Genomic DNA, 20088 nt, shown 5'->3' with positions numbered 1-20088 from the left:
GTTTTACTATGTTTTCTGGGACAGCGAATATGAAACAGACAGGTCTGTGGAAGGATCCAACTTGGTCGCCTCGAGCACCTCTAATAACGAAGCCGCTAACGGCGCAGTGAACCGTTTAGGTACACCAAGCCGAATTTCATTTGCAAAGATTTCTGAGCCGCTGCAGGTTCCTGATTTGCTTGCCCTGCAAACCAACAGCTTTGACGCCCTCATCGGTAACGAACGCTGGGCGCAACGCGTAGCAGAAGCAGCAGAAACAGGAGACACCTCAGTACAACCCGTTTCGGGGCTTGCTGAAATCTTTGACGAAATTTCTCCGATTGAAGATTTCCAAGGAACGATGTCCCTATCGTTCTCCGAACCTGAATTTGCTGAACCAAAGTACACCATGGAGCAGTGCAAAGATCGCGATGCGACCTACTCTGCGCCGTTGTACGTTAAAGCAGAATTCATGAACAACAACACCGGCGAGATTAAACAGCAGACCGTGTTCATGGGTGATTTCCCGCTCATGACCGACTCTGGTACGTTCGTCATCAACGGCACCGAACGTGTCGTTGTATCTCAGCTGGTTCGCTCTCCTGGCGCATACTTTGAGAAGTCCGTAGACCGTACTTCTGATAAAGATATCTACACAGCAAAAATCATTCCCTCCCGCGGTGCATGGTTTGAGCTAGAAATTGATAAGCGTGACCAGGTTGGCGTACGTCTTGACCGCAAACGTAAACAGTCCGTTACGGTGCTCCTTAAAGCTCTAGGCTGGAGCGAAGCAAAAATTCTTGAAGAATTTGGTGAATTTGACGCCATTCGCGCAACCCTAGAAAAAGACACCGTGCAGACTCGCGACGAAGCTCTACTCGATATCTACCGTAAACTTCGTCCCGGCGAACCTCCAACGGTTGACGCTGCCCAGAACCTTCTGGACAACATGTACTTCACACCTAAACGTTATGACCTTGCAAAGGTTGGTCGTTACAAGGTAAATCGCAAACTTGGTGTTGAAACTCCTCTTACTGACCCATCAGCTATGGTGCTCAGCCAAGACGACATTGCAGCGATGATTCGCTACCTCGTCACTTTGCATGCTGGCGGTAAGACCATCTCTGGCGTACGTGACGGAAAGCCCGTAGAAATCCGTGTTGATACCGACGACATCGACCACTTTGGTAACCGTCGTATCCGCGCTGTTGGAGAATTGATTGAAAACCAGATTCGTACTGGTCTTTCTCGTATGGAACGAGTTGTTCGTGAACGCATGACAACTCAGGACGTTGAAGCAATCACTCCTCAGACACTTATCAACATCCGTCCCGTGGTAGCTTCCATTAAAGAGTTCTTCGGTACTTCTCAGCTGTCACAGTTCATGGACCAGAACAACCCTCTAGCCGGTTTGACCCATAAGCGTCGTCTTTCTGCGCTAGGCCCTGGCGGTCTTTCACGTGACCGTGCAGGTATGGAAGTTCGAGACGTTCACCCCTCACACTACGGACGTATGTGCCCCATCGAAACCCCTGAAGGCCCCAACATTGGTCTGATTGGTTCTTTGGCAACATATGGACGTATCAACCCCTTCGGGTTCATCGAAACCCCTTACCGTCGAGTCGTCAACGGTCAGGTCACCAATGAGGTTGAATACCTCACTGCAGATGACGAAAAAGGCACTACTATTGCTCAGGCAAATGCGCCTTTGACCGAAGACCTACACTTTGCTGAAGCTACCGTCCTGTGCCGTGCTGGCGATGGCTCCGGTGAAGCTGTGCTGGTAGACGCAACAGACGTTGAATACATGGACGTTTCACCACGCCAGATGGTTTCTGTTGCAACCGCATTGATTCCTTACCTCGAACACGACGACGCAAACCGCGCGTTGATGGGTGCAAACATGCAGCGTCAGGCTGTTCCGTTGCTCGTCTCCGAAGCGCCCGTCGTTGGTACCGGTATGGAACGCTATGCAGCAATCGACTCTGGAGATTCTGTTCTAGCGCGTAAAGCCGGTGTCGTATCTGAGGTCTCTGCAGACCTCGTCATCGTTCGCAACGACGATGGTACAACCTCCTCATACCCCATTTCTAAGTTCAAGCGTTCAAACCCCGGTAACTGCTATAACCACCGTGTTATCGTTCGTGCCGGAGACCGCGTTGAAGCTCAGGGACTTATCGCTGACGGTCCTTCAACCGACAACGGCGAATTGGCATTGGGTAAGAACCTCCTCGTGGCATACATGTCTTGGGAAGGCTTCAACTTTGAGGACGGTATCATCCTGTCCCAGCGCATGATTTCTGATGACGTGCTGACGTCAATTCACATCGAAGAACACGAAATTGACGCACGCGACACCAAGCTCGGTGCAGAAGAAATTACTCGCGACATCCCCAACGTCTCTGAAGAAGTTCTCTCTGCTCTCGACGAGCGCGGTATCATCCATATCGGTGCTGAAGTTGAATCCGGCGATATTCTCGTTGGTAAAGTGACCCCTAAGGGCGAAACTGAACTAACCCCCGAAGAGCGACTCCTTCGTGCAATCTTCGGCGAGAAATCTCGTGAAGTTCGTGACACCTCTTTGAAGGTTCCTCACGGCGAATCAGGTACCGTTATCGCTGTTCGTACCTTTGACCGAGACAGCAACACCGATGACGATGACGCACTACCTTCAGGTGTTAACCAGCTGGTACGCGTTTACGTGGCTCAAAAGCGCAAGATTACTGTGGGCGATAAGCTTGCAGGTCGTCACGGTAACAAGGGTGTTATTACAAAGATTCTTCCCGTTGAAGATATGCCCTTCATGGAAGACGGTACCCCTATCGACGTCATCTTGAACCCCTTGGGCGTTCCTGGTCGTATGAACATCGGTCAGGTTCTTGAGGTTCACACCGGTTGGTTGGCGAAACAAGGTTGGAAGATTGAAGGCAACCCATCATGGTTGAAGAACCTTCCGAACTTCCCGAAGGAAAGTGGCCCCACTAAGGTCTCCACCCCCGTATTCGATGGTGCAGACGAAGTTGAGCTCTTTGACTTGTTGGATCACTCCAACCCGAACCGTGACGGTGAACGTCTGATCAACCGTAGCGGTAAAGCAAACCTCTATGATGGTCGTTCTGGTGAACGCTTCCCCGAACCCGTTTCGGTGGGTTACCAGTACATCTTGAAACTTCACCACCTAGTGGATGACAAGATTCACGCACGTTCGACTGGTCCGTACTCCATGATTACTCAGCAGCCGCTCGGTGGTAAAGCACAGTTCGGTGGTCAGCGTTTTGGTGAGATGGAAGTGTGGGCGCTTGAAGCATACGGCGCCGCATACACCCTTCAGGAAATCTTGACCATCAAGTCTGACGATGTTCACGGTCGTGTGAAGGTCTATGAGGCAATCGTCAAGGGCGAGAACATTCCAGAACCTGGTGTTCCTGAATCCTTCAAGGTGCTCATCAAAGAAATGCAGTCCCTCTGCCTGAACGTTGAAGTCCTTTCAACTGACGGTAAGACCATTGAAATGCGCGATGCTGAAGACGAAGGCTTCCGTGCAGCAGATGATCTAGGTATCGACCTATCTCACGCAGAGCCTAACTCTGTGGAAGAGGTCTAGCCCTTTCACGAGGTAGATATACCTGTTCATCATTTCTACGAAAATTAGTCTTCACAACTACTGAAAAGAGATAAGGACCAAATGTCCAACGAATCTTCACTCGGTTTGATGCGTATTGGCCTGGCCACCGCTGATGATATCCGCAGCTGGTCTTATGGTGAGGTCAAGAAGCCCGAAACCATTAACTACCGAACCCTAAAGCCCGAAAAAGAGGGTCTTTTCGACGAGCGTATTTTCGGTCCTACCAGGGACTGGGAATGCTACTGTGGCAAATACAAGCGCGTACGCTTTAAGGGAATTATCTGTGAACGCTGTGGCGTTGAGGTAACCCGCGCTAAAGTTCGCCGTGAACGTATGGGGCACATTCAGCTTGCTGCTCCTGTGACTCACATCTGGTACTTCAAGGGTGTTCCTTCACGCCTTGGTTACCTGCTTGATCTTGCTCCTAAAGATCTTGAAAAGATTATCTACTTTGCCGCGTACATGATTACCTCTGTGGATGAGGAAGGCCGTCACGACGATCTTCCAAACCTTGAGGCAGCTTTCGAACGTGACAAGAAAGCTTTGGAAGCTCAACGTGATGCAGATATTAATCTCATTGCTCGTGAGACGGAAGAAGAACTTGCACGCATTGAAGCTGAAGGCGGAAAAGCAGCAGAGAAGCGTAAACTCCGTGACCAAGCAGAACGTCAGATGGCATCTGTTCGTAAAAATGCTGATCGCGAAATCGAGTTTGAGCAAAAAGTTTGGGATCGTTTCAAGTCTTTGAAGGTTGCTGACCTTGAAGGCGATGAAGCTCTCTACCGTGCCATGGTTGATAAGTACGGCATGTACTTTGAAGGTTCCATGGGTGCTGAGGCTATTCGTTCCCGCCTAGAATCTTTCGACCTTGAAGCAGAAGCTGAAGCTCTCAAAGAGATTATTCAGACTGGTAAGGGTCAGCGTAAGACTCGTGCGCTGAAGCGTCTGAAGGTTGTTAACTCCTTCTTGAGCACCACAAACTCACCTTTGGGTATGGTTCTTGAAGTTGTTCCTGTGATTCCTCCAGAATTGCGTCCGATGGTGCAGCTTGACGGTGGACGTTTTGCAACCTCTGACCTCAACGACCTCTACCGTCGTGTGATTAACCGTAACAACCGTCTCAAGCGTCTACTTGAGTTGGGGGCACCCGAAATTATCGTTAATAACGAAAAGCGCATGCTTCAAGAAGCAGTTGATTCGCTCTTCGATAACGGTCGTCGTGGTCGCCCGGTTACTGGTCCTGGTAACCGTCCTCTGAAGTCCCTTTCTGACATGCTTAAGGGTAAGCAGGGTCGTTTCCGCCAGAACCTCTTGGGTAAGCGTGTTGATTACTCTGGTCGTTCTGTTATTGTCGGTGGCCCCCAGCTTTCAATGCATCAGTGTGGTCTTCCAAAGCAGATGGCGTTGGAGCTGTTCAAGCCTTTCGTGATGAAGCGTCTGGTAGACCTCAACCATGCGCAGAACATCAAGTCTGCTAAGCGTATGGTTGAGCGTTCTCGTTCTCAGGTCTGGGACGTTCTTGAAGAAGTTATTGCTGAGCATCCTGTGCTTTTGAACCGTGCACCTACCCTGCACCGTTTGGGTATTCAGGCGTTCGAACCTCAGCTTGTTGAAGGTAAAGCTATTCAGCTTCACCCTCTTGTATGCTCCGCGTTCAACGCTGACTTCGACGGCGACCAGATGGCAGTTCACCTGCCACTATCTCCTGAGGCTCAGGCTGAAGCACGTATTTTGATGCTTTCATCCAATAACATTTTGAAGCCTTCAGACGGTCGTCCAGTAGCTGTTCCTGACCAGGATATGGTGATTGGTCTATTCCATTTGACCACACCTCAAGAAGACGCAACCGGCGAAGGTCGTATCTTCTCTTCCTTGGCAGAAGCTATTATGGCGATGGACTTGGGTCAGATTGCTATCAACGCTAAGGTCAAAATCCACTTTGACTCTTTCATTGCTCCAGAAGGTTTTGAAACTCCTGAAGGCTTTGAACAAGGTGGAAGCATTCTTCTTGAATGCACCGTCGGTCAAGTAATCTTTAACCAGACTCTTCCTGCTGATTACCCTTGGTATGGGGAAGTCGCAGATAAGAAGCAGCTTGGTTCTTTGATTAATGACCTTGCCGAGAAATACCCGATGAACGTGGTAGCTCAGACTCTTGATCAGCTCAAGAACACTGGTTTCTACTATGCTTCTCGCTCTGGCGTGACCGTTGCTATCTCTGATATCGCGGCGCCTAAAGATAAACCTGCCATTATGGAAGGCTACGAGCAGAAAGCTGAAAAGATTCAGCAGGACTTCGATCTGGGTCTTATCGGCGATAACGAGCGTCGTACCGAGCTGATTAAGATCTGGACTCAGGCAACAGATGAAGTTGCTAAAGTCATGAAACAGAACCTTGCAAACCTGAACACCACCATTAACCGTATGGTGACTTCTGGTGCTCGTGGTAACTGGATGCAGGTTCGTCAGATTGCGGGTATCCGTGGTCTCGTGTCGAACCCAAAGGGTGAGATTATGCCTCGCCCGATTAAGTCTTCATATCGTGAAGGCCTGTCCGTTTTGGAATACTTCATCGCGACTCACGGTGCTCGTAAGGGCCTTGCTGATACTGCGTTGCGTACTGCAAACTCTGGTTACTTGACTCGTCGTTTGGTGGACGTTTCTCAGGACGTTATCGTTCGTGAAGATGACTGTGGTACACGCCAAGGTCTAGACCTACCACTTGTTACCCCTGCAGGGGACGAATTGCACCCACAGGTCGAGACTGCTATCCACGGACGTTCTTTGGCAGTAGATGTCAAAGATGCTTCGGGAGAGATTCTTGCTGCTGCTGGTACTGACGTATCTGATATTGTCATCAACAAGCTTTTCAAGGCTGGCGTTGAACAAGTTAAGGTTCGTTCTGTATTGACCTGCCACTCTGCTGTTGGTGTCTGTGCCTTGTGCTACGGCCGTTCTATGGCTTCTGGTAACTTGGTAGATATCGGTGAAGCTGTTGGTATTATTGCGGCACAGTCTATTGGTGAACCTGGTACTCAGCTCACCATGCGTACCTTCCACACCGGTGGTGTCGCAACCGCAGACGATATTACTCAGGGTCTACCTCGTATTCAGGAGCTCTTTGAAGCACGTACTCCTAAGGGCGTTGCACCTATTTCTGAGGTCAGCGGTCGTGTCTCTATGGAAGATACTGATAAAGCTTTGAAGGTTGTGATTACTCCTGATAACGGTGACGAACCTGTAGCTTATCCCGTTCTTCGTCGTTCCCGTCTGCTCGTAACTGAGGGTGAACACGTCGAGATTGGTGATCAGCTGGTTGCAGGTGCCGTTGATCCTAAGGAAGTACTACGTATTCGTGGTCCTCGTCATGCTCGTAAGCATCTTGTCGATGAGGTTCAGGACGTATACCGTTCTCAGGGTGTAGGTATTCACGATAAGCATGTTGAGGTGATTGTTCGCCAGATGCTTCGTCGTGTGACCGTTATTGACTCTGGTGAAACTGATCTTCTCCCCGGTGAGCTCGTAGAGAACCTTGCCTTCCAAGCTGCGAACCGTAAGGCCGTAGCTGAGGGTAAGCGTCCTGCTTCTGCTCGTCCTGAGATGATGGGTATTACGAAGGCGTCCTTGGCGACTGAGTCGTGGCTTTCTGCTGCGTCCTTCCAGGAGACGACTCGAGTTCTTACTCAGGCTGCTATGGAACGTAAAGAAGATCCATTGGTCGGTCTTAAAGAGAACGTCATCATTGGTAAGCTCATTCCTGCTGGTACAGGTTTGGCTCGCTACAACGATATTGAAGTTGAGCCTACTGACGAAGCACGTGAACAGCTTTTCCAGGTCTCTGCAAGCGGATTCAACGATTTCAGCTATGCAGCTGAGAACGAGGGTTCTATTTCTGCAGAGTTCCAGGCTATTCCTTTGGATGATTACGACTTCGGTAAATAATCCTTTCAAAGGGGGCTTGTTAGCCTGATACAGCCGGAGGGGTTTCTTCTTTCATTAGTGAGAGAAGAAACCCCTCCGGTTTTTAATGCTCTTCGAGAGATAAATCATAAGTAGGGCGTTTATAGGTTTGATATGCGCTGATAGCTGGTTCTCGTGTATCACGTATTAATTTTTTGAAGATTGCTCAGGGTATTTTCCTAAGGGATGCTCTAAACTATTGCTTGCTACCTCTAGGTGTAGGTCAGCATTCATCACTCACATCGCTAACGTTAATTTTCTTTTAGGGGTTATTGTGTTATCTTCGCATGCCGTTTCACGGCTTCGTCGTACGGGTTCGCTGGTTGTAGGTGCGGCTTTAGCTTGTGCATCCTTATCTGTTCTAGAGCCTGCTCAGGCTCATCCTAATTATTGGTATTCTTCGTCTTCGCATTCTCAGAATGTTTCTTCTAGCCCGTATCTTGTGGGTGCTGGTATCGGAGATGTCACCGGTGAACCAGCTGAGGTTGGTTTCATGGGGTATGGAGATGGGAAACAGCTTGGGTCTGGCGTAATGAGCCGTTCCTACGCGCGTGCGTTTGAAATTCAAGATAGGAATACTGGAGAACGTAACCTCATTGTTGTGTTGGATCAGTTGTCTGCTTTTCAGAGTGTCCGTGATGAGGTGATCCGTCGTGTGCAACAGCAGTATGGCAATGCGTATGGAGAATCAAATATTATGATTACCGCTAGCCATACTCACTCTACCCCTGGCGGTATTACCAAATATAGTCTGTACAACGTCACGACAAGCGGATGGCACGAAGATACTTTTAATGCGACTATCGAGGGCATCATGGATGCTATTGATGCTGCTCACCGAGATTTAGCGCCGGGGCAGCTTACTGTGTCTCATTCGCAGCTGACCGGTGTTGGCGCTAATCGTTCTGCTGTTGCTTTTGAACGTGACCCTCAAGAGCTTAAGAACAAGTTGGTGAATGGAGTAGACCCGACAACAGTAACTTTGCGTCTAGAACGTAGTGGCAAAACACGTGCGGTCATTAACTGGTTTGCTGTGCACGCTACCTCATTACCTACAACCAATACACTGATTTCTTCTGACAATAAAGGGTATGCTGAGTGGCTTTTAGAACACCAAGATCATGGTGTAGACCATTACTCTGGTGCAGGCGATGGATTTATCGCTGCTTTTGCTAATAGTAACGCTGGTGATGTTACTCCGAATACTTGGCTTGAGCCAGGTAAAGGCCCTACGGATATTCCTTTTGAGAATATGAAGATTCAAGGAACAAAACAGGCCGATGCCGTTCGTGATCAGCTTCGTAGTCAAGGGCAACCTGTTGGTCAGGGACTTAGCTCAGCGGTGAAGTATTTTGACTTTAGTAATATGACGGTGGACGCTCAATATACCGGAACGGGGCAGGCGGAGCGTACGTGTCGTGCTTCTTTGGGGGAGTCCTTTGGCTCTGGCTCTGAAGAAGATGGTGGCGGAGGTCTCCCCATTTTTGGTGAAGGCGTTGGCGCTAACAAGTTCTTTTACACAATGAGTCGCGCTGTTTATGCTGTTTCTCCAGATTTGAAGTCTTGTCAGTATCCTAAAGATCACCTTCTTGCGGTGGGCGTGGTAGGAGCTGTTCAGGAGAAGCTTCCTGTCCAGGTGATGCGTTTTGGCGACTACTATATCTTAGGCTTGCCAGGTGAATATACGGGTGCTGTTGGCGTGCAGTATCGTCAGGACATGGCAAAACTCTTTGGCGTTGATGAGTCTCATATTATTTTGCAAGGTTACACCAATGCTTATAACCATTATGTGACAACTCCCGATGAATATGATCTGCAACAGTATGAGGGTGGAGCAACAATTTTTGGTCGTTACGAGGCGCCAGCTTTCCGTCAGAGTTTGCATGAGGTAGGTTCTGCTTTGCAGCGTGGAGTATCCTTAGACTTGGGGGATAAGCCTCAGACTCCTTATGCTGCAAAGAGCTCTAAAGGCAAGGTTCTTTATGATACCCCTGGTGCTGGAAAATACTATGGTCAGCAAATACGCGCGCCTCGTAATACTTGGCGTGGCGGCACTGTTTCGGCAGATTTTGTTGGCGCACACCCCAATAACAGTGTTCGTAAGCAGGGGAGCTATCTTGAGATACAACGATGGAACGGGCATGATTGGGAATACGTTACAAACGATAATGATCCGAACACTCGTTTTGAGTGGAAACGCCAGTGGGCTGCTCAGTCACGCGTGACGATTAGTTGGGAGGTTCCATCAACGGCTCCTTCTGGACACTATCGGATTGTGTATTACGGTCATTCGAAGAATGGTTGGGGGCAGATTTCACCCTTTACGGGAACTAGCTCTGAATTTAGAGTGTATTAATCTTTCGATAAATGATTGATGCAGGGGAGTGCCACTGCTTTTGTGCAGTGGCACTCTTCGTTTTAAGTTAATCGAGGGTTAAGTGAGATAAATCTCTGGGGTTTGAGATAAACAATAGGGAATTAAGCTGAATCTAGGTAGATTAAGGGCTCTAGAGCCGATATAGTTTGATACGAAGTACTTAGCCTCAGTGCCTCTAATGCTCCTTTGAAGCATTTATATCGGCGCATTCCAGCGTTGAACGGCAGAGCTAATGTGGGCTTCGAATTAATGGCAGTATGGATACAGTCCTTTGGTATTGATTTAAGTTTTTTTAATCTGATACCTAAATGCCATTTTTACGCATGCCCAGATAAAATTTTGTTGCACGCGCTGAACTAAGTTACCGTTATTGCGTATCGCAGGATACCCAATACATCTGCTTCAATAACTCATGCATCATGCAGAACTCTGCACTGAGGTGAAAAGACGAAAGGGTTGTGAAAGACCAACCCGATAATCAGGAGATATTGTGCCTACAATTCAGCAGCTGGTCCGTAAGGGCCGGACTCCCAAGGTCGTAAAGACCAAGGCGCCCGCACTGAAGGGCAACCCTATGAAGCGTGGCGTGTGCACTCGTGTGTACACCACCACCCCGAAGAAGCCTAACTCTGCACTCCGTAAGGTAGCTCGTGTGAAGCTCAACGGTGGCGTTGAAGTTACCGCTTACATTCCCGGTGAAGGTCACAACCTTCAGGAACACTCCATCGTGCTTGTTCGCGGTGGTCGTGTGAAGGACCTCCCCGGTGTTCGTTACAAGATCGTTCGTGGTGCTCTGGATACTCAGGGTGTTAAGGGTCGCGGCCAGGCTCGCTCCCGCTACGGCGCTAAGAAGGAGAAGAAGTAATGCCTCGTAAGGGTCCCGCTCCAAAGCGTCCCCTCGTAAACGATCCTGTTTACGGTTCCCCGCTGGTTACCCAGCTTATTAACAAAGTTCTTCAGGACGGCAAAAAGTCTGTTGCAGAGCGTATCGTTTACGGTGCACTCGAAGGCGTAGGTCAGAAGACCGGCGCAGACCCCGTAGCAACCTTGAAAAAGGCTATGGACAACGTCAAGCCCTCCTTGGAAGTTCGCTCCCGCCGTGTTGGTGGCGCAACCTACCAGGTTCCTGTTGAGGTTCGCTCCGGACGTGCAACTGCTCTTGCTCTTCGCTGGTTGGTTGGCTTCTCCAAGCTACGCCGCGAAAAGACTATGACTGAGCGTCTAATGAATGAGATCTTGGACGCATCCAACGGTCTCGGTGCCGCTGTGAAGCGTCGCGAAGACACTCACAAGATGGCCGAATCCAACAAGGCCTTCGCACACTACCGCTGGTAATTCTTTGAAATGCCTGTCGAGAATACTTCGTGTATTCCGGCAGGCTTTCGGAGTATCTCATAAGAGGAGACTCAAGTGGCACTAGACGTGCTTACAGACCTCAAGAAGGTCCGCAACATTGGTATTATGGCGCATATTGACGCCGGTAAGACCACCACAACCGAACGTATCTTGTTCTACACCGGTATTAACCACAAAATTGGTGAAACCCACGATGGTGCATCCACCATGGACTGGATGGCTCAGGAACAAGAGCGCGGTATTACCATTACTTCCGCAGCTACTACCTGCTTCTGGAAGAACAATCAGGTAAACATCATCGATACCCCCGGCCACGTTGACTTCACCGTTGAGGTTGAGCGTTCATTGCGCGTCCTCGACGGCGCAGTTGCAGTGTTCGACGGTAAAGAGGGTGTTGAGCCTCAGTCTGAAACCGTTTGGCGTCAGGCTGACAAATACGAAGTTCCCCGTATCTGCTTCGTGAACAAGATGGATAAGCTCGGCGCTGACTTCTACTTCACCGTAGATACCATCATCAAGCGTTTGGGTGCTCGTCCTTTGGTTCTTCAGCTACCTATCGGCGCTGAGAACGACTTCCTCGGTGTTATCGACCTCCTCACCATGAAGGCATATGTCTGGCCTGGTGACGCTAAGGGCGATGTGACCATGGGCGCTTCTTACGAAACTCAGGAAATTCCTGCAGACTTGCAAGAAAAGGCTGAGCAGTACCGTGCAGAGCTCATCGAAGCTGTTGCAGAGTCCAGCGAAGAACTGATGGAAAAGTACCTTGAAGAAGGCGAACTTTCCCTTGAAGAACTCAAAGCTGGTATCCGTCAGCTCACCGTGAATAACGAAGCATACCCTGTTCTTTGTGGTTCTGCATTCAAGAACCGTGGCGTTCAGCCTATGCTTGACGCTGTCATTGATTACTTGCCTTCACCGCTTGACGTGCCTGCTGTTCGCGGTCACAAGCTCAACGATGAAGAAGTTGAAATGACTCGTGAAGCATCTTCTTCTGAGCCTTTCTCTGCATTGGCGTTCAAGGTTGCAGCACACCCGTTCTACGGTCAGCTCACCTATATTCGTGTGTACTCCGGTACTGCGTCTCAGGGTGAACAGGTTCTTAACTCCACTAAGGGCCGTAAAGAGCGTATTGGTAAGCTCTTCCAGATGCACTCCAACAAGGAAAACCCTGTTGAGCAGATTCAGGCAGGACACATTTACGCTGCTATCGGTTTGAAGGACACCACCACTGGTGACACCCTTTGCGATGCTGCTAACCCCATCGTTCTTGAATCAATGAGCTTCCCTGATCCTGTGATCTTTGTTGCTATTGAGCCAAAGACTAAGGGCGACCAGGAGAAACTCTCCACCGCTATTCAGAAGCTTTCAGCAGAAGACCCCACCTTCAGCGTTAATCTCAACGATGAAACCGGTCAGACTGAAATCGGCGGTATGGGCGAATTGCACCTCGACATCTTGGTTGACCGCATGAAGCGTGAATTCAAGGTTGAGGCAAACATCGGTAAGCCTCAGGTTGCTTACCGCGAAACCATCAAGAAAGCTGTGGAGAAGGTCGACTACACCCACAAGAAGCAGACTGGTGGTTCTGGTCAGTTCGCTAAGGTTCAGGTTTCCTTCGAACCTATTCCTCTTGACGCTGAAGAGCTTTACGAGTTTGATAACGTCGTCACCGGTGGTCGTGTTCCTCGCGAATACATTCCATCTGTTGACGCTGGTATCCAGGACGCTATGCAGCTTGGTATCCTTGCTGGTTACCCTGTTGTTGGTGTTAAAGCAACCCTCATCGACGGTGCATACCACGATGTTGACTCCTCTGAAATGGCCTTCAAGATTGCCGGTTCTATGGTGTTCAAGGAAGGCGCTAAGCGCGCTAACCCTGTTCTTCTTGAACCGCTTATGGCAGTTGAAGTTCGTACCCCAGAGGAATACATGGGCGATGTTATCGGCGACTTGAACTCTCGCCGTGGACAGATTCAGTCCATGGAAGATGCAGCTGGCGTTAAACTCGTCAATGCATTGGTTCCGCTATCCGAAATGTTTGGTTACATCGGCGACCTACGTTCCAAGACTCAGGGACGCGCTGTATTCTCTATGGCATTCGATAGCTATTCTGAGGTTCCGAAGGCTGTTGCCGACGAAATCATTCAGAAGAGCCGCGGCGAATAATTTTTGCCTCAGTTCCGGCTCTTTAAACTATTGAGTCGAAAAATTCACTAAAAATACCCCTGAAAACAGCTTCTGGGTTTCATCTGACCGGTGTAATCCGCTAATGTAGACGCTAGACCGTTTCTTAACGGATTGCGCCGGTGAGATATCCGAGTGCATGTTTTCAAAATCGTTCTAGGAGGAACACCCTTGGCTAAGGCTAAGTTCGAGCGCTCCAAGCCTCACGTAAACGTTGGTACCATTGGTCACGTTGACCACGGTAAGACCACTCTTACCGCTGCTATCTCCAAGGTTCTTGCAGACAAGTACCCGGACATTAACGAGCAGCGCGACTTCGGTATGATCGACTCCGCTCCTGAAGAGCGTCAGCGCGGTATTACCATTAACATTGCTCACATCGAGTACCAGACCGAGAAGCGTCACTACGCACACGTTGACGCTCCCGGCCACGCTGACTATGTCAAGAACATGATTACCGGTGCTGCTCAGATGGACGGCGCAATCCTCGTGGTTGCTGCTACCGATGGTCCTATGGCTCAGACCCGCGAGCACGTTCTTCTTGCTCGCCAGGTTGGCGTACCTACCCTTCTTGTTGCATTGAACAAGTCCGACATGGTTGAAGACGAAGAGCTTCTTGACCTCGTCGAAATGGAAGTTCGCGATTTGCTTTCTTCCCAGGAATTCGACGGCGACGACGCTCCTGTTATCCGCGTTTCTGCTCTCAAGGCTCTTGAAGGCGACGCTGAATGGGTTGCGAAGATCGAAGAACTCATGGATGCAGTTGACAACTACATTCCGGACCCCGTTCGTGAAACCGACAAGCCCTTCCTCATGCCTATTGAGGACGTCTTCACCATTACCGGTCGCGGTACCGTTGTAACCGGCCGTGCAGAGCGTGGTACCCTCAACATCAACTCTGAGGTTGAGATCGTTGGTATCCGCCCCATCCAGAAGACCACCGTTACCGGTATCGAGATGTTCCACAAGCAGCTCGACGAAGCATGGGCAGGCGAGAACTGTGGTCTACTTCTTCGCGGTCTCAAGCGCGACGACGTAGAGCGTGGTCAGGTTGTTGTAGCTCCCGGCTCCATCACCCCTCACACTCAGTTCGAGGCAAACGTCTACATCCTTTCCAAGGATGAGGGTGGACGTCACAACCCGTTCTACTCCAACTACCGTCCTCAGTTCTACTTCCGTACCACTGACGTAACCGGCGTTATCACTCTTCCTGAGGGTACCGAAATGGTTATGCCAGGCGACAACACCGAGATGACCGTTGAGCTCATCCAGGAAATCGCGATGGAAGAAGGCCTCGGCTTCGCTATCCGTGAAGGTGGACGTACCGTTGGTTCCGGTCGTGTTACCAAGATTCTCAAGTAATAATCTTTGAGCGTCAATTAGAAGTTTTAGAACTTCAACTTTGAGCTGTCGATGATGGCTCGGCAGGGCCCCTCAGTAGTTTTACTGAGGGGCCCTGTTTTATGCCTCTTTATTCTGCTCATAGAACTTGCATGTGAAACTCGGCACTTTTAGGTATTGGGGTTGCTTATGCTTTTATTCTCTGCGAGAATAGTAAACGTTGTTCAAGCGCTTATCTGTCGTTTCTTTGCAAAATATGCCTTAATGGGGTGATTCTTTTGTGGAGGAACAAACGAAGATAAGACCAAATATGACCCGGTTCCGAAGGCTTAGGCCGTTGTCTGTCCTCATTTAGGCGACACGCCCGAGTTCGGGGGTCGGTGCTTGGTCGAGTTGAGGAACCCTAACACCCTTTAGGATTCAGCTCGATTCAGGCGGCACGAAAGAAAAATATTTTTCTTTACCTCAAGTGCCAGAAAAAGGGGCGACCGCCCCGTTACAGGGAAGTACTTCAAGAAAGAGAGTCCGACAGATGGCGGGACAGAAAATCCGCATCCGTCTGAAGTCTTACGACCACGAGGTCATTGATTCTTCAGCACGGAAAATCGTTGAGACAGTTACGCGTGCAGGCGCGACGGTAGTAGGTCCAGTACCACTTCCGACCGAAAAGAACGTTTACTGCGTTATTCGTTCGCCTCACAAGTATAAGGACAGCCGCGAGCATTTCGAAATGCGCACGCACAAGCGTCTGATCGACGTTGTTGATCCGACCCCTAAGGCTGTTGATGCCCTCATGCGTCTTGACCTTCCGGCAGACGTGAACATCGAAATCAAGCTGTAGAGGATCGCATCTAATCATGACTAACACATTCGAGCGCCAGGTGAAAGGCTTGCTGGGTACCAAACTCGGCATGACTCAGATCTGGGACGAAAACGGCAAATTTGTGCCCGTTACCGTAGTTAAGGCTGACTCCAACGTTGTCACCCAGTTACGTAATCAAGAAACTGATGGCTACCAGGCTATTCAGATTGGTTTCGGTGCAATTGATTCTCGTAAAGTTACCAAGCCTCTAGCTGGTCACTTTGAGAAAGCAGGCGTAACCCCTCGCCGCCACCTAGTTGAAATCCGCACTTCTGATGCTGCAGAGTACTCCCTAGGTCAAGAACTGACCGTGGACCTCTTCGCAGAAGGTCAGAAAGTCGATGTCGTTGGCAAGACCAAAGGCAAGGGCTTCGCAGGTGTTATGAAGCGTCACGGCTTCAAGGGTGTTGGCGCGTCTCACGGTCAGCACAAGAACCACCGTAAGCCCGGTTCTATCGGTGGTGCATCATACCCCGCACGCGTGTTCAAAGGTATGCGCATGGCTGGCCGTATGGGCGCAGCACGCCACACCACTTTGAACCTGACTATCCAGGGTGTAGACGTCGAAAACAACGTACTTTTGATTAAGGGTGCAATCCCTGGTCCTAAGGGCGGCGTTGTTTTGGTTCGCACCGCTGTGAAGGGAGCCTAATTACAATGGCTGTCAAAACTGTCAAGGTAGACCTACCGGCAGACCTCTTCGACGCACAGGCATCTGTTCCTTTGCTTCACCAGGTCGTTGTAGCTCAGCTTGCTGCAGCACGCCAAGGTACTCACAAAACTAAGAACCGCGGCGAAGTTTCCGGCGCAGGTCGTAAACCTTTCAAACAAAAAGGTACCGGCCGAGCACGTCAGGGCTCCATCCGTGCACCGCATATGACCGGTGGTGGTGTCGTACACGGCCCAACCCCTCGCAACTATGCGCAGCGTACCCCCAAGAAAATGATTGCAGCTGCTTTGCGCGGTGCTCTCTCCGATCGCGCTCGTCACGACCGCGTACACGTTGTAGAGAACCTCGTTGAAGGCACCAAGCCTTCAACTCAGGCAATCAAGGCATCTCTTGCAAGCATCACCAGCCGTAAGAACGTTCTTTTGGTGATTGACCGCAAAGAAGATCTTGTAGCACTGTCAGCACGTAACCTTCAGAACACTCACGTCCTCTATGCAGACCAGCTGAACACCTACGATGTTCTCATCTCTGATGACGTAGTTTTCACCAAGGATGCGTTCGACATTTTCGTCGCAGTTGCTTCTAAGGCTAAGAAGGAGGCCGCTAAATAATGAGCGTCTCTACTTTCAAAGATCCTCGCGACGTGATTATCGCTCCCGTCGTGTCGGAAAAAAGCTACGGCCAGCTCGATGAAGGTAAATACACCTTCGTTGTTGCTCCTAGCTCCAACAAACTGGAAATCAAGCAGGCTATCGAAGAAATCTTCGGTGTCAAGGTTGCTTCCGTAAACACCGCTAACCGTCAAGGCAAGCGCAAGCGCACTCGCTTTGGCTGGGGTACTCGTAAGAACACCAAGCGTGCGATTGTAACCCTCAAAGAAGGCTCAATCGACCTCTTCGGCGGTCCGCAGGCATAGTCCTGCGGAGACCACTTTAGCGAAGGAAAGAAATACTAAATGGGTATTCGTAAACACAAGCCGACGACACCTGGTCGCCGTGGCTCGAGCGTTTCCGATTTCTCCGAAATCACCCGCTCAACCCCGGAAAAATCCCTGGTTCGTCCGCTTCCTAAAAAAGGCGGCCGTAACAACACCGGTCGTATCACCACTCGCCACAAGGGCGGTGGACACAAGCGTCAGTACCGTTTGATCGACTTCCGTCGTCACGACAAAGATGGTGTTAACGCACGCGTTGCACACATCGAATACGATCCAAACCGTACCGCACGCATCGCATTGCTTCACTATGTTGATGGTACAAAGCGTTACATCGTTGCTCCTAACCGTTTGCAGCAGGGCGACATCGTTGAATCCGGTCCGTCTGCGGACATCAAGCCCGGTAACAACTTGCCACTACGCAACATTCCTGTGGGTACCGTTATTCACGCTGTTGAACTTCGCCCCGGCGGCGGAGCAAAGATGGGTCGCTCTGCTGGCGCTTCCATCCAGCTCGTTGCTAAAGAAGGTCGCTACGCTCAGTTGCGTCTTCCTTCCGGCGAAATTCGCAACGTAGACGTTCGCTGCCGTGCAACTGTTGGTTCTGTCGGCAACGCTGAACAGTCCAACATCAACTGGGGTAAAGCAGGCCGCAACCGTTGGAAGGGCATCCGCCCAACCGTTCGTGGTGTTGTTATGAACCCTGTTGATCACCCACATGGTGGTGGTGAAGGTAAAACCTCAGGTGGTCGTCACCCGGTTAACCCGAACGGTAAACCCGAAGGTCGTACCCGTCGACCTAACAAGGAAAGCGACAAGCTCATTGTTCGTCGCCGTCGTACTGGCAAGAAGCGCTAAGGAGCCTGACACATGCCTCGTAGTTTGAAGAAGGGCCCTTTCGTTGATCAGCACCTTTATGTAAAGGTTGCAGCTCAGAACGAGAAGGGCACCAAGAATATTATTAAGACTTGGTCCCGCCGCTCGATGATTATTCCCGACATGCTCGGACATACCATCGCAGTGCACGACGGACGCAAGCACGTACCCGTGTTCATCACTGAGTCAATGGTCGGACACAAACTCGGCGAGTTTGCACCGACCCGCACTTTCCGTGGCCACGTGAAGGACGACCGTAAGGGTAAGCGTCGCTAATATCGGATATCCGATATTAGATACGTTTTCCTTTCGGCAATAGACGAAAGAAAGATAGGCAATGGAATCTAAGGCATCAGCGCGCTATGTACGCGTCACGCCTATGAAGGCACGCCGAGTCGTCAACCTGATCCGTGGTAAGCAAGCGGAAGAGGCTCTGGCAATTCTGAAGTTCGCTCCTCAGGGCGCTTCAGAACCGGTTTACAAGATTGTTGCATCTGCTATGGCAAATGCTCGTTCCAAAGCAACTGCTGCGGGACTTCCTTTCAAGGAAGAAGAGCTTTTCATCAGCGAAGCATTTGTTGACGAAGGTCCTACGATGAAGCGGTTCCAGCCGCGAGCACAGGGCCGTGCATTCCGCATCAACAAGCGCACCAGCCACATCACCGTGGTTGTAGCAACCCCGGAGAAGGAGGAGGACCGATAAATGGGTCAGAAAATTAACCCCAACGGTTTCCGACTTGGCATCACCACCGGACACGTCTCCAAGTGGTTCGCAGACTCCAACAAGGAAGGCGAACGCTACAAGGACTTCGTCCGTGAAGACGTCAAAATTCGCGAGCTCCTCGCTAAAGATTTGGAGCGCGCAGGTATCGCAAAGGTAGAAATCGAGCGCACCCGTGATCGTGTTCGTGTGGACATCCACACTGCACGTCCAGGTATCTTGATTGGTCGCCGTGGTGCAGAAGCTGACCGTATTCGCGGTGAGCTTGAGAAACTAACGAACAAGCAGATTCAGCTCAACATCCTTGAGGTTGCTCAGCCTGAACTTTCTGCTCAGCTTGTTTCTCAGAGCATCGCAGAACAGCTCACCTCTCGCGTGGCATTCCGCCGTGCAATGAAGAAAGCAATTCAGTCCGCACAGCGTGCAGGCGCAAAGGGTATCCGTATCCAGTGCTCCGGCCGTCTTGGCGGTGCTGAAATGTCCCGTTCCGAGTTCTACCGTGAAGGTCGCGTGCCATTGCACACCCTTCGTGCGAACATCGACTACGGCTTCTTCGAAGCAAAGACCACCTTCGGCCGTATCGGCGTGAAGGTTTGGATCTACAAGGGCGATCTTACCGACAAGGAACTTGCTGCTCAGCAGGCTTCCGCACAGCGTGGCCGTGGCGACCGTCGTGGTAACGACCGTCGTCGTGGTGGCAACCGCGGACCTCGTCGCGAACGTCGCAACGACAACGCTTCGGCGAACACCGAAGCCAAGACTGCAGAAAACGGTGAGGCATAAATGCTTATTCCCCGTCGAGTAAAATATCGTAAGCAGCACCATCCCAAGCGTACTGGTATGGCCAAAGGCGGTACCGAAGTTACTTTTGGTGAGTGGGGTATTCAGGCACTAACTCCTGCATACGTAACCAACCGTCAGATTGAAGCTGCACGTATCGCAATGACTCGTCACATCAAGCGTGGCGGTAAAGTATGGATTAACATCTATCCTGACCGTCCCTTGACCAAGAAACCTGCTGAAACCCGTATGGGTTCCGGTAAAGGTTCACCCGAGTGGTGGGTCGCAAACGTAAAACCCGGTCGAGTCATGTTTGAACTCTCCGGTGTGTCCGAAGAAGTGGCTCGCGAAGCTATGCGCCTCGCAATCCACAAGCTCCCGATGAAGGCACGTGTCGTGCGTCGTGAAGGTGGTGAGTAA

The 20088-nt window shown here is 50.5% G+C and carries 16 protein-coding genes; all 16 read left to right on the top strand.

The features are described 5' to 3' along the window. Positions 1-61 precede the first annotated feature (61 nt). Positions 62-3583 carry a DNA-directed RNA polymerase subunit beta gene (rpoB, locus tag ACN083_RS00540; protein ID WP_419100888.1) on the top strand — a complete coding sequence of 1174 codons (3522 nt, stop codon included), beginning with the start codon at positions 62-64 and terminating at the stop codon, positions 3581-3583. An 81-nt stretch (positions 3584-3664) separates the two neighbouring features. Beyond that, positions 3665-7546 carry a DNA-directed RNA polymerase subunit beta' gene (locus tag ACN083_RS00535; RefSeq protein ID WP_419100887.1) on the top strand — a complete coding sequence of 1294 codons (3882 nt, stop codon included), beginning with the start codon at positions 3665-3667 and terminating at the stop codon, positions 7544-7546. Positions 7547-7838: 292 nt separating this feature from the next. Further along, the gene (locus ACN083_RS00530) at positions 7839-9920 is read left to right on the top strand and encodes a neutral/alkaline non-lysosomal ceramidase N-terminal domain-containing protein (protein ID WP_419100886.1); all 2082 of its coding nucleotides are present in this window, start codon (positions 7839-7841) and stop codon (positions 9918-9920) included. 511 nt (positions 9921-10431) lie between these two features. Beyond that, positions 10432-10806, top strand: a complete 375-nt coding sequence (gene rpsL, locus ACN083_RS00525; protein ID WP_005504939.1) for a 30S ribosomal protein S12 — start codon at positions 10432-10434, stop codon at positions 10804-10806. After that, positions 10806-11276 (top strand): 30S ribosomal protein S7, encoded by a 471-nt coding sequence (gene rpsG, locus ACN083_RS00520; RefSeq protein ID WP_419100885.1) that lies wholly within the window; start codon positions 10806-10808, stop codon positions 11274-11276. Before rpsL ends, rpsG begins: the two co-directional genes overlap by 1 nt. A 75-nt stretch (positions 11277-11351) precedes the next feature. Continuing rightward, on the top strand, positions 11352-13466 hold the full coding sequence (gene fusA / locus ACN083_RS00515) for an elongation factor G (protein ID WP_419100884.1): 2115 nt from the start codon (positions 11352-11354) through the stop codon (positions 13464-13466). A 189-nt stretch (positions 13467-13655) separates the two neighbouring features. Further along, a complete protein-coding gene (tuf, locus tag ACN083_RS00510; protein WP_419100883.1) occupies positions 13656-14846 on the top strand; it encodes an elongation factor Tu in 1191 nt (396 codons plus the stop codon). Positions 14847-15357: 511 nt separating this feature from the next. Next, positions 15358-15666: a 30S ribosomal protein S10 gene (gene rpsJ, locus ACN083_RS00505; RefSeq protein WP_068169589.1), complete on the top strand. Its 309-nt coding sequence runs from the start codon at positions 15358-15360 to the stop codon at positions 15664-15666. Positions 15667-15682: 16 nt separating this feature from the next. After that, a complete protein-coding gene (gene rplC, locus ACN083_RS00500; protein ID WP_419100882.1) occupies positions 15683-16339 on the top strand; it encodes a 50S ribosomal protein L3 in 657 nt (218 codons plus the stop codon). 5 nt (positions 16340-16344) lie between these two features. Next, the gene (rplD, locus tag ACN083_RS00495; RefSeq protein ID WP_419100881.1) at positions 16345-16968 is read left to right on the top strand and encodes a 50S ribosomal protein L4; all 624 of its coding nucleotides are present in this window, start codon (positions 16345-16347) and stop codon (positions 16966-16968) included. Next, the gene (gene rplW / locus ACN083_RS00490) at positions 16968-17273 is read left to right on the top strand and encodes a 50S ribosomal protein L23 (RefSeq protein WP_419100880.1); all 306 of its coding nucleotides are present in this window, start codon (positions 16968-16970) and stop codon (positions 17271-17273) included. The genes rplD and rplW overlap by 1 nt, the downstream gene beginning before the upstream one ends. Positions 17274-17312: 39 nt before the next feature. Beyond that, positions 17313-18149 carry a 50S ribosomal protein L2 gene (gene rplB / locus ACN083_RS00485; RefSeq protein WP_419100879.1) on the top strand — a complete coding sequence of 279 codons (837 nt, stop codon included), beginning with the start codon at positions 17313-17315 and terminating at the stop codon, positions 18147-18149. Positions 18150-18161: 12 nt separating this feature from the next. Next, entirely contained in the window at positions 18162-18443 is a 282-nt protein-coding gene (rpsS, locus tag ACN083_RS00480; RefSeq protein ID WP_419100878.1) for a 30S ribosomal protein S19, read from the top strand. Positions 18444-18504: 61 nt separating this feature from the next. Continuing rightward, the gene (gene rplV, locus ACN083_RS00475) at positions 18505-18870 is read left to right on the top strand and encodes a 50S ribosomal protein L22 (protein WP_419100877.1); all 366 of its coding nucleotides are present in this window, start codon (positions 18505-18507) and stop codon (positions 18868-18870) included. Continuing rightward, positions 18871-19671, top strand: coding sequence for a 30S ribosomal protein S3 (gene rpsC, locus ACN083_RS00470; protein ID WP_419100876.1), 801 nt, complete (start codon positions 18871-18873; stop codon positions 19669-19671). Continuing rightward, complete coding sequence (rplP, locus tag ACN083_RS00465; protein ID WP_204877182.1) at positions 19672-20088, top strand: 50S ribosomal protein L16; 417 nt, start codon at positions 19672-19674, stop codon at positions 20086-20088.

Origin of the sequence: Rothia sp. CCM 9418, assembly GCF_048512825.1 — a bacterium.
Lineage (GTDB): Bacteria > Actinomycetota > Actinomycetes > Actinomycetales > Micrococcaceae > Rothia.
This window is presented reverse-complemented; position numbering and strand designations above follow the sequence as displayed.

What these genes read in the sequence shown, in the direction of transcription:
- rplD (WP_419100881.1), top strand. Translation starts at nt 16,345, where the DNA reads ATGGCTGTCAAAACTGTCAAGGTAGACCTACCGGCAGACCTCTTCGAC.
- rplW (WP_419100880.1), top strand. Translation starts at nt 16,968, where the DNA reads ATGAGCGTCTCTACTTTCAAAGATCCTCGCGACGTGATTATCGCTCCC.
- rpsS (WP_419100878.1), top strand. Translation starts at nt 18,162, where the DNA reads ATGCCTCGTAGTTTGAAGAAGGGCCCTTTCGTTGATCAGCACCTTTAT.
- rplV (WP_419100877.1), top strand. Translation starts at nt 18,505, where the DNA reads ATGGAATCTAAGGCATCAGCGCGCTATGTACGCGTCACGCCTATGAAG.
- rplP (WP_204877182.1), top strand. Translation starts at nt 19,672, where the DNA reads ATGCTTATTCCCCGTCGAGTAAAATATCGTAAGCAGCACCATCCCAAG.
- rpsC (WP_419100876.1), top strand. Translation starts at nt 18,871, where the DNA reads ATGGGTCAGAAAATTAACCCCAACGGTTTCCGACTTGGCATCACCACC.
- ACN083_RS00535 (WP_419100887.1), top strand. Translation starts at nt 3,665, where the DNA reads ATGTCCAACGAATCTTCACTCGGTTTGATGCGTATTGGCCTGGCCACC.
- rplC (WP_419100882.1), top strand. Translation starts at nt 15,683, where the DNA reads ATGACTAACACATTCGAGCGCCAGGTGAAAGGCTTGCTGGGTACCAAA.
- rpsG (WP_419100885.1), top strand. Translation starts at nt 10,806, where the DNA reads ATGCCTCGTAAGGGTCCCGCTCCAAAGCGTCCCCTCGTAAACGATCCT.
- rplB (WP_419100879.1), top strand. Translation starts at nt 17,313, where the DNA reads ATGGGTATTCGTAAACACAAGCCGACGACACCTGGTCGCCGTGGCTCG.
- rpsJ (WP_068169589.1), top strand. Translation starts at nt 15,358, where the DNA reads ATGGCGGGACAGAAAATCCGCATCCGTCTGAAGTCTTACGACCACGAG.